At 73.0% G+C, this 15160-nt stretch carries 14 protein-coding genes and 1 pseudogene; 8 read left to right on the top strand and 7 right to left on the bottom strand.

What is annotated here, in order from left to right; all coding sequences use genetic code 11:
- Positions 1 to 13: 13 nt before the first annotated feature.
- Together HA073_RS04220 and HA073_RS04225 are read right to left on the bottom strand one after the other, a co-directional pair.
- Positions 14 to 691 (bottom strand): futalosine hydrolase, encoded by a 678-nt coding sequence (locus HA073_RS04220; protein WP_064448810.1) that lies wholly within the window; start codon positions 689 to 691, stop codon positions 14 to 16.
- Complete coding sequence (locus tag HA073_RS04225; protein ID WP_043327166.1) at positions 688 to 2301, bottom strand: MFS transporter; 1614 nt, start codon at positions 2299 to 2301, stop codon at positions 688 to 690. The genes HA073_RS04220 and HA073_RS04225 overlap by 4 nt, the downstream gene beginning before the upstream one ends.
- An 87-nt stretch (positions 2302 to 2388) precedes the next feature.
- Here HA073_RS04225 and HA073_RS04230 point away from each other — a divergent pair, with 87 nt between their 5' ends.
- Entirely contained in the window at positions 2389 to 3228 is an 840-nt protein-coding gene (locus HA073_RS04230; RefSeq protein WP_043327164.1) for a DUF3027 domain-containing protein, read from the top strand.
- A 4-nt stretch (positions 3229 to 3232) separates the two neighbouring features.
- Here HA073_RS04230 and HA073_RS04235 read toward each other — a convergent pair whose 3' ends face one another.
- Positions 3233 to 3496: a DUF2530 domain-containing protein gene (locus tag HA073_RS04235; protein WP_030503567.1), complete on the bottom strand. Its 264-nt coding sequence runs from the start codon at positions 3494 to 3496 to the stop codon at positions 3233 to 3235.
- Between the two features lie 92 nt (positions 3497 to 3588).
- Here HA073_RS04235 and HA073_RS04240 point away from each other — a divergent pair, with 92 nt between their 5' ends.
- The 5 genes from HA073_RS04240 to thpR all read left to right on the top strand — a co-directional run bounded on the left by HA073_RS04240 (position 3589) and on the right by thpR (position 8089).
- Complete coding sequence (locus HA073_RS04240; RefSeq protein WP_069088095.1) at positions 3589 to 5070, top strand: NCS2 family permease; 1482 nt, start codon at positions 3589 to 3591, stop codon at positions 5068 to 5070.
- Positions 5071 to 5131: 61 nt separating this feature from the next.
- On the top strand, positions 5132 to 5581 hold the full coding sequence (locus tag HA073_RS04245; RefSeq protein ID WP_030503565.1) for a MarR family winged helix-turn-helix transcriptional regulator: 450 nt from the start codon (positions 5132 to 5134) through the stop codon (positions 5579 to 5581).
- 68 nt (positions 5582 to 5649) lie between these two features.
- Positions 5650 to 6936: an MFS transporter gene (locus HA073_RS04250; RefSeq protein ID WP_064448807.1), complete on the top strand. Its 1287-nt coding sequence runs from the start codon at positions 5650 to 5652 to the stop codon at positions 6934 to 6936.
- 75 nt (positions 6937 to 7011) lie between these two features.
- A complete protein-coding gene (locus tag HA073_RS04255; protein ID WP_069089571.1) occupies positions 7012 to 7521 on the top strand; it encodes a hypothetical protein in 510 nt (169 codons plus the stop codon).
- Between the two features lie 4 nt (positions 7522 to 7525).
- The gene (gene thpR, locus HA073_RS04260; RefSeq protein ID WP_104115477.1) at positions 7526 to 8089 is read left to right on the top strand and encodes an RNA 2',3'-cyclic phosphodiesterase; all 564 of its coding nucleotides are present in this window, start codon (positions 7526 to 7528) and stop codon (positions 8087 to 8089) included.
- A gap of 80 nt (positions 8090 to 8169) precedes the next feature.
- On the opposite strand, the pseudogene HA073_RS31080 reads toward thpR, so the two are convergent.
- The 4 genes and pseudogenes from HA073_RS31080 to HA073_RS04280 all read right to left on the bottom strand — a co-directional run bounded on the left by HA073_RS31080 (position 8170) and on the right by HA073_RS04280 (position 12964).
- Positions 8170 to 9145: pseudogene (locus HA073_RS31080) on the bottom strand (aldo/keto reductase).
- Between the two features lie 64 nt (positions 9146 to 9209).
- Positions 9210 to 10289, bottom strand: a complete 1080-nt coding sequence (sepH, locus tag HA073_RS04270; protein ID WP_043327153.1) for a septation protein SepH — start codon at positions 10287 to 10289, stop codon at positions 9210 to 9212.
- A 191-nt stretch (positions 10290 to 10480) separates the two neighbouring features.
- Entirely contained in the window at positions 10481 to 11608 is a 1128-nt protein-coding gene (gene serC / locus HA073_RS04275) for a phosphoserine transaminase (RefSeq protein ID WP_043327151.1), read from the bottom strand.
- Positions 11609 to 11857: 249 nt separating this feature from the next.
- Positions 11858 to 12964, bottom strand: a complete 1107-nt coding sequence (locus HA073_RS04280) for a citrate synthase 2 (RefSeq protein ID WP_043327149.1) — start codon at positions 12962 to 12964, stop codon at positions 11858 to 11860.
- Between the two features lie 273 nt (positions 12965 to 13237).
- On the opposite strand from HA073_RS04280, the gene pdxH reads away from it, so the two are divergent.
- A complete protein-coding gene (pdxH, locus tag HA073_RS04285) occupies positions 13238 to 13867 on the top strand; it encodes a pyridoxamine 5'-phosphate oxidase (RefSeq protein WP_051611271.1) in 630 nt (209 codons plus the stop codon).
- Entirely contained in the window at positions 13864 to 15156 is a 1293-nt protein-coding gene (locus HA073_RS04290; RefSeq protein ID WP_069089567.1) for an MFS transporter, read from the top strand. Before pdxH ends, HA073_RS04290 begins: the two co-directional genes overlap by 4 nt.
- Positions 15157 to 15160 lie beyond the last annotated feature (4 nt).

The raw sequence follows: 15160 nt of genomic DNA on the forward strand, positions 1-15160 counted from the left end.
CAGGTGGACAAGATCAGTGGAGGGCGGCTGCGGCGCTGGTCAGCGCGGCGAATGCCTCGCGCATGCGCCACGCGCTCCGGTCGCGCGGACCGATCGGGTTGGAGACCGTACGCAGCTCGGCGAAGGGCACACCGGCCTGGGCGGCGGCGACCGCCACGCCGTACCCCTCCATGGCCTCGGCCACCGCGTCCGGGTGCCGTTGCGCGAGCGCCGCCGTGCTCGCGGCGGTGCCGGTCACCGTGCTCACGGTGAGTACCGTGCCGACAGTCGCCCCCGGCAGGGCGGCCCGCAGCCCGGCCAGCAGGCCCGGATCGGCGGGCACGATCCGGCCGCCGCCCAGCAGCTCGGGGGGCATCCCCAGGTCCTCGACCGGGATGAACCCGCCGGGCGACTCGGCACCCAGGTCGGCGGCGACACTGCGGTCGGCGAGCACCGTGCCGCCCACCGCGACCCGGCCGACGAAGCCACCGGCGATACCGGCGCTGACCACCGCCCGGTACGGCCGCCCGGCCGCCTCGGCCAGCGCCAGCAGCCGTGCCGTGGCGGCAGCGGCGACAGCCGGGCCGACACCGACCGGCAGCACCGTCACGTCCGGCGGTGCCGTCCCGTCCGGCGCGGCGGATGCGGTCAGGCCGGCGCGGATCGCCTCGGCCTCGGCGGGTACCGCCGTGACCACGAGCAGCCCGGTCACGCCACCGGCCCCCGGGGGTCGCGCCGCTCGGTGTCCTCGACGCCGCCGGAACCGCCCACCGATGAGGAGGGCCGGTAGATGTGGAAGCCGGGCGGCGCGAGCCCGTCGTCCTCCGGCGGGCCGGCACGCTGAGGCGCCGGTGACGTGGGCGCCGGGTCGTCGAACGAGGTGGTGGCCGGTTCCGCGGCTCGGGTGGCCTGCTCCGCCGCCAGTTCCTCGTCGCCGAGCGGCCGGCCGACCAGGTGCTCACCCCGCAGCTTGCCGGCGACCAGCACGCCGCGTACGGCCACCAGCGCGGCCACCACGGCGGCGACGGTCACCCCGATCAGCCCGGTGAACGGCACCAGCCCGAGCCCGCCCCCGGCTACGAACGCGAGCATCAGCGCGGTCTCCGAGTGCGCGAACGAACTGGCCCGCAGCCGCTCCGGGATGCGTTCCTGGATCGAGGCGTCCACCGTCAGCTTGGCGATCCCGCTCATCATCGCCGCCACCAGGCAGAGCAGCGCCACCATGGGCAGGGAGAACTTCAGCGCGGCGAGCACCGCCACGCCGGCCACCACTATCGTGCCGCTGGACTGGAGCGCGGTCGGCCGGTGGATGCGCAGCCGGGTGCCGATCGCGGTGGCCAGGAACGTGCCGACGGCCAGCGCGCCGCCGACCAGGCCCAGCGCGCCCTGGGCGCCGAGGTCACGGCCGAAGAAATCGGTGGTCAGGTCGCCGGCCTTGATGGCGAAGGCCAGGAAGAGCAGCAGGAAGCCGTAGAGCCCGCGCAGCGCCGCCGCGCCGATCAGCGTGGCGATCACCAGGCGGCCGGCCGGGCGGCCCCGGCCCAGCGGGCGCTCGCCATCACGGCGGCGCATCGCGCGCAGCGGGTGCGGCATCCGCTCCGGCGGCTCGGAGTCGGCCTTCGGCGGCAGCCGCAGGGAGATCACCATGCCGACCAGGAAGATCACCGACGCGACCCGCAGCGGCCACTGCGGCCCGAACCAGAACGCGGCCAGCCCGATCGGCGCGACGAGCGCGCCCGCCACCGTGCCGTAGACGCTCGCCCGCGCCCCGACCTGGGACAGTCCCAGGCCCTCGGGCAGCAGCCGGGGGACCGCTGCCGAGCGGGCCACGCCGTACGCCCGGGAGAGCGCGAGCACGCCGAACGCCGCCGGGTAGAGCCCGAAGCCGCCGATGTAGTCGGAGATCAGCCAGGCCAGGAACGCGCGGCCGAGCATGGTGGTGGCCAGCGCGTACCGCCGGCCGTGGCGGAAGTGGTCGAGCAGCGGGCCGACCACCGGGGCGAGCATGGCGAACGGGACCATGGTCACCAGCAGGTAGAGGGCGACCTTGTTGCGTGCCTCGCCCAGCGGCACGTCGAAGAAGATCGTCCCGGCCAGGCCGATGGCGATGAGCGTGTCGCCGGCGCAGGAGAGGGCGTGCAGGTCGAACAGCCGGACCATGCCCACCTCGTTGCCGGCGCTGCGGGCCCGGGCGGTGCCGGCGCGGCGGGTCATCCAGCGCCCGCCGTGCAGAGACCCGCGCAACAGCAGCCGGGTGGCGCGGATGCCGGTGCCGACGGTCCGCCCCAGAAAGGAGCGGCCGGAGCGGGAGGACAGCGCCATGCGTCCCATCCTCGCCCATTCGATCCACGCGCGCCGCATCACCCGCGGAGAACGACTCCGGGGAGTGCCTGTCACCCGTGGACCGGCATGGGGAACAATGGTCCGGTGACCAGGCCCGCCTCCGCCCGCGCTCCCCGGCTCGACCAGGTCTGCGCCGCCGCCGTCGAGGTGGCCCGCGACGCCATCACCGAGGTGGAGCCGACAGACATCGGCGACCATCTCCAGGCCGTCGCCGAGGGCGACCGGGTCGTCACCCACTACTTCGAATGCCGGATGGCCGGTTACCGCGGCTGGCGCTGGGCCGTCACGGTGACCCGGGTGCCGCGCAGCCGGCACGTCACCATCTGCGAGACGGTGCTGCTGCCCGGCCCGGACGCGCTGCTCGCCCCGGGCTGGTTGCCCTGGCAGGAGCGGCTCAAGCCGGGCGACCTGGGCCCGGGCGACCTGCTGCCCACCCCGGCCGACGACGAGCGGCTCGCGCCCGGCTACCTGCTCTCCGACGACCCGGCGGTCGAGGAGACCGCCTGGGAGCTGGGGCTGGGCCGGGCCCGGGTGCTGTCCCGGGAGGGGCGCGCCGAGACCGCCCAGCGCTGGTACGACGGTGACCACGGCCCGGACGCCGCGATCTCGACGGCCGCGCCGGCCGCCGCCCGCTGCGGCACCTGCGGTTTCTACCTGCCGCTGGCCGGGGCGCTGCGACTGGCCTTCGGCGCGTGCGGCAACTTCTACGCGCCCGACGACGGCCGGGTGGTCAGCGCCGACCACGGGTGCGGCGCGCACTCGGAGACGCTTGTGGAGACGCCCGAGACGCCGGTCGAGGAGCTGCCCACCGTCTACGACGACAGCGCGGTCGAGGCCATGACGGTCAGCCGGGCCCCCGGGTCGGTCGAGGCGTCCGAGCCGGCGGAGCCGTACGGCCACCCCTGACCGGTCAGCGCGGCCGCTGCGCGGCGGCCGCGCGTCGGCGACGCCGGTTGGCGTCGTGCCGCATCATCACCGCCAGGCCGGGAAAGCCCCACAGAAAACCGGCCAGGCAGGTCCAGAGCCAGTTCTGACGCCCGGACTCGGTGAGCCAGTCCCGGAAGAAGATCAGTAGCACCAGACCGGCCACCGCCCAGGCGATCAGCCCGGCGACGGCGAACGGCACCATCGGCGGGTCGAGCGGCTCCGGCCGCGGCTGTTGCTCCTGTGACACCGGCCCAGCCTACGTGATCGTTCTTCCCTGCCCGCCAGGTGATCTGGGACGATGCGCGCGACAAAACCCGGCCGATGACCAGATGAGGAACCATGTCCATTGCTCCACCGCCGGATCACGGCACTCCGCCCGATCCCGCGCATCCACGTAACGCCTTCGACCGCTTCTTCCTGATCTCGGCACGCGGGTCCACGCTGAGCCGGGAGCTTCGGGGCGGTTTCGCCACGTTCTTCACGATGGCGTACATCGTGGTGTTGAACCCGCTGATCCTCGGCAGCGGGAAGGACGGCGACGGCCGTTCGCTGGCCATTCCGGCGCTCGCCGCGGCGACCGCGCTGGTCGCCGGCCTGATGACCATCCTGATGGGCGTGGTGGCCCGGTTCCCGATCGCGCTCGCGGCCGGCCTGGGTGTGAACGCGCTCGTCGCGTACGAGATCGCGCCCCAGATGACCTGGGCGGACGCGATGGGCCTGGTGGTCATCGAGGGTGTGCTGATCGGCATCCTGGTGCTCACCGGACTGCGTACCGCGGTGTTCCGGTCGGTGCCGACGCAGCTCAAGACCGCGATCGGCGTCGGCATCGGTCTGTTCCTGACCATCATCGGCCTGGTCGACGCCGGGTTCGTCCGGCGTGTGCCGGACGCGGCGAACTCCACAGTGCCGGTCGGGCTGGGCATCAACGGCAAGATCGTCAGCTGGCCGATGCTGGTCTTCGTGGTCGGCCTGCTGATCACGCTGGTCCTGGTGGTACGCCGGGTCCGGGGCGCGATCCTGATCGGCATCCTCGCCTCCACCGTGCTGGCCATCGTGGTCGAGGCGATCGCCAACGTCGGCCCGTCCTTCGTCGACGGCAAGCCGAACCCGAAGGGCTGGGCGCTGAACGTGCCCGAGCTGCCGAAGCAGATCGTGGACGTGCCCGACCTGTCGTTGCTGGGCCAGTTCAACGTGCTGAACTCGTGGAGCCGGGTCGGCTGGCTGGTGCCGCTGATGTTCATCTTCACGCTGCTGATCACGGACTTCTTCGACACCATGGGCACGATGGTCGCGATCGGCCAGGAAGGGGACATGCTCGACGAGACGGGCACCCCGCCGAAGGCCAAGGAGATCCTGCTCGTCGACTCGATCGCCGCCGCGGCCGGTGGCGCCGCCTCGGTGTCCAGCAACACGTCGTACATCGAGAGCGCCGCAGGTGTCGCGGAGGGCGCCCGGACCGGCGTGGCCAACCTGGTCACCGGCAGCCTGTTCCTGCTGGCCATGTTCCTCGCGCCGCTGTCGTTGATCGTGCCGTTCGAGGCCGCGTCGACGGCCCTGGTGGTGGTCGGCTTCCTGATGATGACGGCGGTCCGCACGATCGACTGGACCGACTACGAGATCGCCATCCCGGCGTTCCTCACCATCGCGCTGATGCCGTTCACCTATTCGATCTCCAACGGCATCGGGGCCGGCGTGATCAGCTTCGTGCTGCTGAAGGTGGCGAAGGGTAAGGCCCGGGAGGTCCACCCGCTCCTGTACGGGGTCGCCGCGCTGTTCATCGTGTACTTCCTGCGCGGGCCGGTCGAGTCCGTGTTGCTCTGACGCTGGTGAGCCTGGTCATAACGCGTGTCGTTAGCCAGGCTCATTAGTTAAGCTAACTACCGTGACGGAGCGGACGGTGACGGCGAAACGCGTGCCACCGGCGCAGCTGGCCCCTCAGCTGCGAGATGCGATCACCCGGCTCAACCGGCGGGTCCGACAGGCCCGGCCGGTCGGCGACCTCACAGTCACCCAGCTGTCGGCGCTCACCAGCCTCAACCTGGCGGGCGCCCTCACACCACGGGAACTCGCTGATGTCGAACGGGTGCAGCCGCCCACGATGACGAAGATCGTCGCGAAGCTGGAGGAGCGGGGCCTCGTGCAACGCACCCCCCACCCGACCGACGGACGGCAGGTCATCCTGGCGGCTACCGAAGGGGGACGGGCCGTACTCGACCAGTTCGAGCGGGCCCGCAACGAGTGGCTGGCCACCCGGCTGGCCGAGCTCACCGAGGACGAACGCGAAACGCTACGGCGCGCCGCGGACATCCTCCAGGGCATCGCTCGCGCCTGACACCGCCGCCCGCGGTTCGCTTCGTCAGCTGTGGATGAAGCGTACCGACGCAAGGAGGCGCACCTAGAGTGCAGGCCAAATTGAGCACGATGTTCCAGTCCCTACGGGTCCGTAACTACCGACTCTTCGCCACCGGGCAGCTGATCAAACTGATCGGCGTCTGGATGATGTTCATCGCCCAGGACTGGCTCGTGCTCGAGCTCAGCGACAACTCGGCGACCGCGCTCGGCGTGGTCACCGCGTTGCAGTTCACGCCCGTACTCCTGCTCACGCTGCTCTCCGGACGGCTCGCCGACCGCTACGACAAGCGGATGCTGCTCTTCGTCGCCAACGCGTTCTGGACCGTGCTCGCGCTGGCCATGAGCGTCCTGGTCCTCACCGGCCTGGTGCAGCTCTGGCACGTCTTCACGTTCGCCGCCCTGCTCGGCGTCTCCAACGCGGTCGAGACACCGGTCCGCCAGGCGTTCGTCTCCGAGCTGGTAGGCATGCCGCTGCTGCCGAACGCGCTCTCGCTCAACGCGGCAGTGTTCAACTCCGCCCGGATCGTCGGCCCCGCCGTCGCCGGCCTGGCCATCGCCGCCGTCGACGTCGGCCCGGTCTTCCTGGTCACCGCGCTCAGCTCGATCGCCCCGCTGGTCAACGTGGTCCGGATGCGTACCGAGGAACTGCACCGCAAGGACCTGCCGCCGGTCGGCGAGCGGGACCAGGCCCGGGTGGTCGACGGCCTCCGGTACGTGGCACGCCGCCCCGACATCCTGCTGCCGATGGTCCTCATGTCGGTGATCGGGATGAGCCTGTTCAACTTCCAGCTCACCCTCGCCGCGCTCGCGAAGACCGTGTTCAACACCGGCGCCGCCTCGTTCGGCCTGTTCAGCACCGCGCTCGCGGCCGGTGCGCTGGTCGGGGCGCTGGCCGGCACCGGACGGCGCAGCCGGCCCTCGGTCTGGCTCGTGCTCGGCGCCGCGATCGGCTGCGCGGTCTTCGGCACGCTCGTCGGGCTCGCCCCGGCGTACTGGCTGGTCGTGGCGCTGCTGCTGCCCGCCGGGTTCTTCATGATCTACTTCGCCCAGGCCGCCAACCAGCGCGTCCAGCTCGGTGTCGACGCCTCCTTCCGGGGACGGGTGATGGCGCTGTGGGTGCTGGTGTTCCTGGGCACCAACCCGGTCGGCGCGCCCCTGATCGGCTGGGTCGCCGAGCACTACGGCGCGGGCGCGAGCATCTGGGCCGGCGGCCTGATCTCGCTGACCGCCGCGCTGCTGGCGCTCACCTGGCAGCTGCGCCGCTCCGGCGCCCGGCTGCGGATGCGGGTGCTCCCGATGCCCCGCTTCTACGTCGTGTCGCCCGGAGCCAAGTAGCCCCGATAGCCGGTCGTACCGGCCCGATTACCCAAACGGGTGGCGGGCCGGTGCGGCAGGGCTTAGCGTCGATGTGTGGAAGTGGGGCAGGGACTGCTGCTGGCGCTGGCGATCCTCGCCGTCTGCTGCCTACCCGCCCTGTTCGCGCTGCTGTTCTGCGCTGACGAGATCATCGACCGGGTCGCGTGCGGGTGGGCCGAGTGGCGGGAGCAGCGCCGGGAACGCCGTACCATCGCGCGGCTCGACCGGGCCATCGAGGCCGAGGCGCTGACCCGCGACATCGACCTCACCGAGTTCGACCGGGACGGCCGACGGCCGCTGGACCAGCTCGCCACCGACCTGCGCCGCCTCGGCGGCCACCGGCTCGCCGCCGCCGACCGCAGCGTGGTGTGGCACGGCGCGGTCATCGAGGCGTACGACGAACGGCTGCGCGCCGCCTGCCGGGCGCTCGGCATCGACGAGCACCTGGCCGAACTGGACGGCGTCGACCGGGAGATCGAACGGGTACGCGTCGAAGGGCTGCTGCACGCCGCCGGGCTGACGTTGCCGGCCGCCCGCGCCGCGCACCACCAGCGGCACCGCTGACCTGGTGCGTCTCTTCGCGGCGATCTACCCACCTGCCGTGGCGGTCGCCGACCTCACCGCCCGGGTCAAGGGCCTGCGGGTCGCGGCCGCCCGCCACGCCCGGCTGGCCGATCCGGCGGACCTGCACCTCACGCTGGCCTTCCTCGGCGAGGTGCCGGACGTCCGGCTCCCCGACGTGAAGCACGCGCTCGCCTCGGCCGCCCGGACAGCTCGTACCCCACTGCTGCGCCTCGCGGGCGGCGGCAGCTTCGGTCAGGGCCGGTCCACAGTGCTCTGGGTCGACGTACGCGGCGACGTCGAGGCGCTCGACGCGCTGGCCCGCTCGATTCGCGGCGGGCTGCGCGAGGCCGGGCTGCCCTGCGACGACAAGCCGTTCCGGGCGCACCTGACCATCGCCCGCCCCGGTGACCGGGTGCCCGAGGCCGACCTCCACGCCGACCGGGACACCCTCAACGGGTACGCCGGCCCACAGTGGTCGGCCGGTGAGGTGATGCTGACCCGCAGCCACCCGGGCCGTACGCCCCGCCACACGCGCATCGCCGCGTGGGCGCTCGCGCCGGCGCGTTGATGCGGGCGGCGTGCTAATTCGGCGGCGTGTTAAGAAGGGGCCCCTTCTCTACCTGAGGCGTTAAGAAGGGGCCCTTCCTTTCACCAGGCCCAGGCCTCGGGGCCGGGGCCGCCGTTGCCTACGGGCGGGAACAGCTCGTCCAGGCGGGTCAGCGTGGGCTCGTCCAGGTGGACGTCGAGCGCGCCGAGGTTGCGGTCGAGCTGGTCCATGGTGCGCGGGCCGACGATCGGGGCGGTCACGCCCGGACGGGACAGCAGCCACGCCAGCGCCACATCCGCCGGGTCGTGGCCCAGGTCGGCGCAGAGCTTCTCGTACGCCTCGATCGTGCTGCGGTGCTCGGCCAGCGCGGCCGGTGGTGCCGCGCGCCGCACTGCCCTCGGCCATCTTGCGGATGATGCCGGAGAGCAGCCCGCCGTGCAGCGGCGACCACGGGATGATGCCCAGCCCGTAGTGCTGGGCGGCCGGCACGACCTCCAGCTCGACGTACCGGGTCAGCAGGTTGTAGATGCACTGCTCGGAGACGAGGCCGAGGAAGTTGCGCTTACCGGCTGCGGCCTGCGCCTGCGCGATGTGCCAGCCGGCGAAGTTGGACGAGCCGACGTAGAGCACCTTGCCCTGCGCGACGAGCGTCTCCATCGCCTGCCAGATCTCCTCCCACGGCGTGGTCCGGGAGATGTGGTGCATCTGGTAGAGGTCGATCGTGTCGGTCTGGAGGCGGCGCAGCGAGTCCTCGCAGGCCCGGATGATGTGCCGGGCGCTCAGGCCCTGCTCGTTGGGCCACTCGCCCATCTTGCCGTACACCTTGGTGGCGAGGACGACCTTGTCGCGGCGCCCGCCGCCCTGCGCGAACCAGCGGCCGACGATGTGCTCGGTGACGCCCTCACCGAGCTTCCAGCCGTAGACGTTCGCGGTGTCGAAGAAGTTGATCCCGTGTTCGAGCGCCCGGTCCATGATGGCGAAGCTGTCCGGCTCGTCGGTCTGCGGACCGAAGTTCATCGTGCCGAGGCAGAGTCGGCTCACGGACAGGCCGGTGCGTCCCAGGTTCGTGTACTCCATGACTCCACCCTGGCACGCCGGCACTTGGAGTGCCCTCTCAACGAGCCAGGGTGGAGCTTGCGGATCAGGAGGATTCGCGGGCCGCCGGGCCGGTGCCGAAGAGCACGTCGTCCCAGCTCGGCAGCCGCTTGCGTGGCTTGCCACCGGCCTCGGTGGACTCGCCGCCCGCGCCGCCGGTCGCCGCCGCGGCACCGGTGCGCCGCGGCCGCAGCACTGCCAGCGAGGGTACGGCCGGGATCTCCTTCGGCGCGTCCGAGTCGTCGTCGAAGGCCGAGCCCTGCCCGCCCCCGAGCAGCGCGGCGGCGCCACCGGCGACGGCCCGCTGGCGGGGCGCCTCCTGCGCGGCCGGGGAGCGGGTGTCGAGGCCGCGCCCGGACGTGCCGCCGAGCGGCCGGTCCAGCGAGGCGAGCAGCGCGTCCCGGCCGGCGCGGATCGGGTCACGCCCCGGACGGGCGTGCTCGGAGGCGGCTGGCAGGCCGTGCCCGCCCCGGCTCGGCTCGCCACGCGACGGACCGGGCAGCGCGTGACCGCCCCGCTCCGGCGCCGGCTCCTGGCCGAGGATCGGCGTGGGCCGCTCGGCGCAGAGGTATTGCGCCATGTCGTCGTGCGGGGCGACGTTCTGCCGGGTCTTGTCCAGGTCCCACACCGCCTGCGCGGTGGCCTTGCCGGACGGCCAGGTCGCGATGATCCGCCAGGTGCCGTCGTCGCGGCGGTAGGCGTCCCACGAGATCTTCTCGGTGTCGATGCCGTGCTGGGCCAGCCGGCCGTTGACGACCTCGGCCAGCGGGGTCGGCTTCTCCGCGCCCTTCAGCCGGGTGCGGCGGGCGTGCTGGGCGAGCATGGCCCGCTCCTGGAGCACCGGCCCGGCGTAGCGCAGCACCCGGTCGACCGGCACGCCGGCGATGCGGGCGACGTCCTCCGCGGACTCACCGGAGCGGATGCGGGCCTGGATGTCCCGTGGGGACAGCGACGGCGTCGGGTCGGTGGCGCTCGGCACCACAGCGAGCGGCGGGGCGCCCGGCTCGGCGTGCAGCGCCGACGCGATCCGCTCGTCGATGGGCAGCGCCAGCAGGCGCCCCACCTCGTCGGCGAGCACCAGGGCCTGGCCGTCCTCGGAGAGGGCGACGAAGCGTACTGGGCGCATGGGCTTGCCTCCGTCCCGCTTCGCTGGCCGTCACGCCACGGGAGCCGGCCACCCGGGCGTCTCGCACCACCGTACGCTCATCTACCCGCCGATGGGGACTGCGACACCCCGGCATGTCGTGACTGAGCTGCGGTAATGATCACGGTGGGTGGCCGCCGGAGCCCTGACGGCCACGCACCGTGACGGCGTGATCAGAGTCGCTCGACCACGTAGTCGATGGACGCGGTGAGCGCCTCGACGTCGGCCGGCTCGACGGCCGGGAACAGCGCCACCCGCAGCTGGTTGCGGCCCAGCTTGCGGTACGGCTCGGTGTCGACGATGCCGTTCGCGCGCAGCACCTTGGCGATCGCCGTGGCGTCCACCCCGTCGGCGAAGTCGACGGTGGCGACCACGTTGGACCGCAGCGCCGGGTCCGCCACGAACGGGGTGGCGAACGACGAGCGCTCGGCCCAGCCGTACACGATGCCGGCGCTCTCGGCGGTGCGCTTGGCCGCCCAGGCCAGCCCGCCCTGGGAGTTCATCCAGTCGGTCTGCTCGGCGGCCAGGAAGATGGTCGCCAGCGCCGGGGTGTTGTAGGTCTGCTCCAGCCGCGAGTTGTCGATCGCGGTGACCAGGTCGAGGAAGGCCGGGATGTAGCGGCCCGACTCCTTGATCTCGGTGGCCCGGGCCAGCGCGGCCGGCGACATCAGGGCCAGCCAGAGGCCGCCGTCGGAGCCGAAGCACTTCTGCGGGGCGAAGTAGTAGACGTCGGTCTGGGCGACGTCCACGTCCAGCCCGCCCGCGCCGGAGGTGGCGTCGACCAGCAGCAGCGAGCCCTCGTCGGCGCCCGCCACCCGGCTGATCGGCACCGCGACACCGGTGGAGGTCTCGTTGTGCGGGGTGGCGTAGACGTCCACGCCGGCCTCGGCGACCAGCGTCGGGGCGCTGCCCGCGTCGGACTTGCGCACCGTCGGCTCACCGAGGAACGGCGCGTCCTTGACCGACTTGGCGAACTTGGCGCCGAACTCGCCGAAGCTGGCGAACTGGGCCCGGTCACGGATCAGGCCGAACGTGGCGACCTCCCAGAACGCGGTGGTGCCGCCGTTGCCGAGCACCACCTCGTACCCCTCGGGCAGGGAGTAGAACTCGGCCAGGCCGCGGCGCAGCCGGGCGACCTGGTCGCGGACCGTCTTCTGCCGGTGCGACGTGCCCAGGTAACTGGTGGCGACGTCGGCGAGGGCGGAGACCGCGGCCGGACGGACCTTGGACGGGCCGCAGCCGAATCGTCCGTCGGCGGGCCTGATCTCGTCGGGAATCCGGATGGTCGGTGCGTCAGCCACGGTCTTGAAGATCCTTCCGCATGGGCGAGAGGTGAGCTGGCAGGGCGCGGACGAGGTGCTGCCGCGTGGTGGCGGGCGTCCGAGCCCGTTCCGGCGACACTGCCACGGCAATCCTCGCACCTGCTCCGGGCCGTCCGGCGGCCAGTCCCACGCCGGTCGGTGAGGCGTCCGCCACACGGGCCGCGAGCCGGTCCCGGAAATGCCGGGGCCCCGCTCCACCGGCAGGGGAACGGGGCTCCGGGCGAGACGTCAGACGCCGTGCGGGATGGCGTCCCAGCCCTCGACCTCCTGCGGCTTGCGCGAGCCGTGGCCGACGTACGTCGCCGACGGGCGCACCAGCCGCTGGAGCTTCTTCTGCTCCAGGATGTGCGCCGACCAGCCGCCCATCCGCGCGCAGGTGAACATCGAGGTGAACATGTGCGCCGGCACCTCGGCGAAGTCCAGCACCACCGCCGACCAGAACTCGACGTTGGTGGCGAGGACGCGGTCCGGGCGGCGGGCCTGCAGCTCGGCCAGCGCGGCCTTCTCCAGCGCCTCGGCGACCTCGAAGCGCGGCGCGCCCAGCTCCTTGGCGGTACGCCGCAGCACGCGGGCGCGGGGGTCCTCGGCCCGGTAGACCCGGTGGCCGAAGCCCATCAGCCGCTCGCCCCGGTCGAGCACGCCCTTGACGTACCCGTCGGCGTCGCCGCTGCGCTCGACCGCCTCCAGCATGCTGAGCACCCGGGACGGGGCGCCGCCGTGCAGCGGGCCGGAGAGCGCGCCGATGCCGGAGGAGATGCAGGCCGCGGCGTCCGCGCCGGTGGAGGCGACGATCCGGGCGGTGAAGGTGGAGGCGTTCAGGCCGTGCTCGGCGGCCGAGATGAAGTACGCGTCGACGGCCTTGACGTGCCGCGGGTCGGGCTCACCCCGCCAGCGCTTCATGAACCGCTCGACGATGGTCTCCGCCTTGTCGATCTCCTTCTGCGGCACGGCCGGCAGGCCCAGGCCGCGCGCCGACTGGGCGACGAAGGACAGCGCGGTGACCGACACCCGGGCCAGGTCCTCGCGGGCCTGCTCGTCGGAGATGTCGAGAAGCTGGCTGAGCCCCCAGTACGGCGCCAGCATGGCGACCGCGGACTGCACGTCGACGCGGATGTCACCGGAGTGCACCGGCACCGGGAACGGCTCGGCCGGCGGCAGGCCGGGGCCGAACCGGCCGTCCACCAGCAGCGCCCAGACGTTGCCGAACGAGACCTGGCCGATCAGGTCCTCGATGTCCACGCCCCGGTAGCGCAGTGAACCCCCCGCGCGGTCGGGTTCGGCGATCTCGGTCTCGAAGGCTACGACGCCCTCCAGGCCCGGTTTGAAATCGGACATGTCGTCTCCTGGCTTCGGCTCGGCGCGCCCGGGCGGGCTGATCGAGCCCCGCAGCTCAGGCGACCCTTCAGGGATGTGGTTCGGAACATCTTGCCCGGTGGGTAACCGGCTGCGCGACCCACAGCCACTGTGCGCCACACGACATCCCCGCCGCTGGCCGTCGGTGAGAGAGGGAGAAGACTGGGTACCGGGGCCTGGCCAGCGTCGGGGGACGCCGGCACGCCCGGGAGAGGGACGAGCACAGTGACAGGCGACACACCCGCACCGGCCGGTATGCGTAACGAGTACGCCGCCGACCTGGGCCTGACCGAGGCGGACCTGGCGCCGGACTGGCACACCCAGTTCGCCCGCTGGTTCGCCGACGCGGTGGCACATCCGCTGCCCGAGCCGAACGCGATGGTGCTCGGCACCGCCGACGCCCGGGGCCGGCCCAGCGGGCGCACCGTGCTGCTCAAGGGGTACGACCCGGAGGGCTTCGTCTTCTACACCAACCACGGCTCGCGCAAGGGTGCCGAGGTGACCGGGAACCCGTGGGCCAGCCTGGTGTTCCCCTGGTTCCCGATGCAGCGGCAGGTGACGGTGACCGGCCGGGTCGAGCCGGTGGACCGGGCCGAGACCGAGGCGTACTTCGCCAGCCGGCCGCGCGGCTCGCAGCTCGGGGCGTGGGCCAGCGCCCAGTCGACGGTGGTGCCGGACCGCGCCGCGCTCGACGAGGCGTACCGGGCGGCGGCGGAACGGTTCGCCGACGTGGACCCGATCCCCGCGCCGCCGCACTGGGGCGGGTTCCGGGTCCGGCCCGAGACGGTCGAGTTCTGGCAGGGCCGGGCCAGCCGGCTGCACGACCGGCTGCGCTTCCGGCGTACCGGGAACGGGGTTTTCGTCGTCGAGCGGCTCGCGCCGTGACCGACGTCACGCAGGCCCGGCGGCGGGGTGCGCGCCGCTGGGCGATCGACCTGCGCCCGCTGCGCGTGCCCGCGTACCGGCGGGTCTGGACCGGCAACGCGATCGCGATGTTCGGCTTCCAGTTCACCGCCGTGGCGGTGCCGGTGGAGATGTTCGACCTGACCGGCGGCTCGCTCTGGGTCGGCCTGCTGGGCATCGCCGGTTTCGTGCCGCTGCTGCTGTTCGGGTTGTGGGGCGGCGCGATCGCCGACGCCCGGGACCGCCGCCGGGTGCTGCTCGTCGGCGGTTGCGTGCTCTGGGCGTCGACGCTGGGGCTGCTGGTGCAGTCGCTGGCCGGCGTGCGCAGCCCGCTGCTGCTCCTGCTGCTCGTCGGCCTCCAGTCGACGGCTTTCGCGATCACCTCACCGGCCCGCAGCGCGATCCTGCCCCGGCTCGTGCCGGCCGAGCTGGTCCCGGCCGCGACCACGCTGAACTTCACCACGTTCACCGCCGCCGCCGTCTTCGGCCCGCTCGCCGCCGGCCTGATCTTCGCCGGGTGGGAGGTGGGGACGGCGCTGCCCATCGCGTACGCGGCGGACGCGCTGCTGTACACGGCGGCGCTCTGGGCCACGCTGCGGCTGCCGGCGATGCCGCCCGCGCCGGACCCGGACGGCGGCGTCCGCAAGGCCGGGCTGGCCAGCATCGTCGACGGTTTCCGCTACCTGGCCACCACGCGGGTGCTGCTGCTGTCCTTCGCCATCGACCTGATCGCGATGATCCTGGCCATGCCGCGGGCGCTCTTCCCCGAGCTGGCGCAGGAACGCTTCGGCGGCGCCTCGGCGGTGGGCTGGCTCTACAGCTCGATCGCCATCGGCGCGATGCTGGGCGGCCTGACCTCCGGGTGGATCGGCCGGGTACGCCGGCAGGGCCTCGCGCTCACCGTGGCGGTGGTCGGCTGGGGCGTCGCGATCGCGCTCGCCGGGCTGGCCGGGCAGTTGTGGGTGGCGGTGGTGCTGCTCGGCGTCGCCGGGGCGGCGGACCTGGTCAGCGCCACGCTGCGCCAGTCGATGCTGCTGGTCTACGCGCCGGACCGGATGCGGGGCCGCCTCCAGGGCGTGAACACCGTCGTGGTGGCCGGTGGCCCGCGTCTGGGCGATCTGCGGGCCGGCGCGACGGCCGCCGGGTTCGGCACCGGCGTCGCCATGGTCGGTGGTGGCCTGGCCGCCGCCGTACTCGCGGTGTTGCTGGTGGTGGCGTTCCCGGCGCTGCTGCGCTATCGCTCGACCACCCCCGCCGAGGAGCGCCACTGACGGT

Source organism: Micromonospora sp. CMU55-4, assembly GCF_011602315.1.
Taxonomy (GTDB): Bacteria; Actinomycetota; Actinomycetes; order Mycobacteriales; family Micromonosporaceae; genus Micromonospora; species Micromonospora chalcea.

Excerpts from the sequence above, each read along its gene's own strand:
- HA073_RS04225 (WP_043327166.1), bottom strand. The coding sequence starts at position 2,301 with ATGGCGCTGTCCTCCCGCTCCGGCCGCTCCTTTCTGGGGCGGACCGTC.
- HA073_RS04230 (WP_043327164.1), top strand. The coding sequence starts at position 2,389 with ATGGGGAACAATGGTCCGGTGACCAGGCCCGCCTCCGCCCGCGCTCCC.
- HA073_RS04240 (WP_069088095.1), top strand. The coding sequence starts at position 3,589 with ATGTCCATTGCTCCACCGCCGGATCACGGCACTCCGCCCGATCCCGCG.
- sepH (WP_043327153.1), bottom strand. The coding sequence starts at position 10,289 with ATGCGCCCAGTACGCTTCGTCGCCCTCTCCGAGGACGGCCAGGCCCTG.
- HA073_RS04280 (WP_043327149.1), bottom strand. The coding sequence starts at position 12,964 with ATGTCCGATTTCAAACCGGGCCTGGAGGGCGTCGTAGCCTTCGAGACC.
- pdxH (WP_051611271.1), top strand. The coding sequence starts at position 13,238 with ATGCGTAACGAGTACGCCGCCGACCTGGGCCTGACCGAGGCGGACCTG.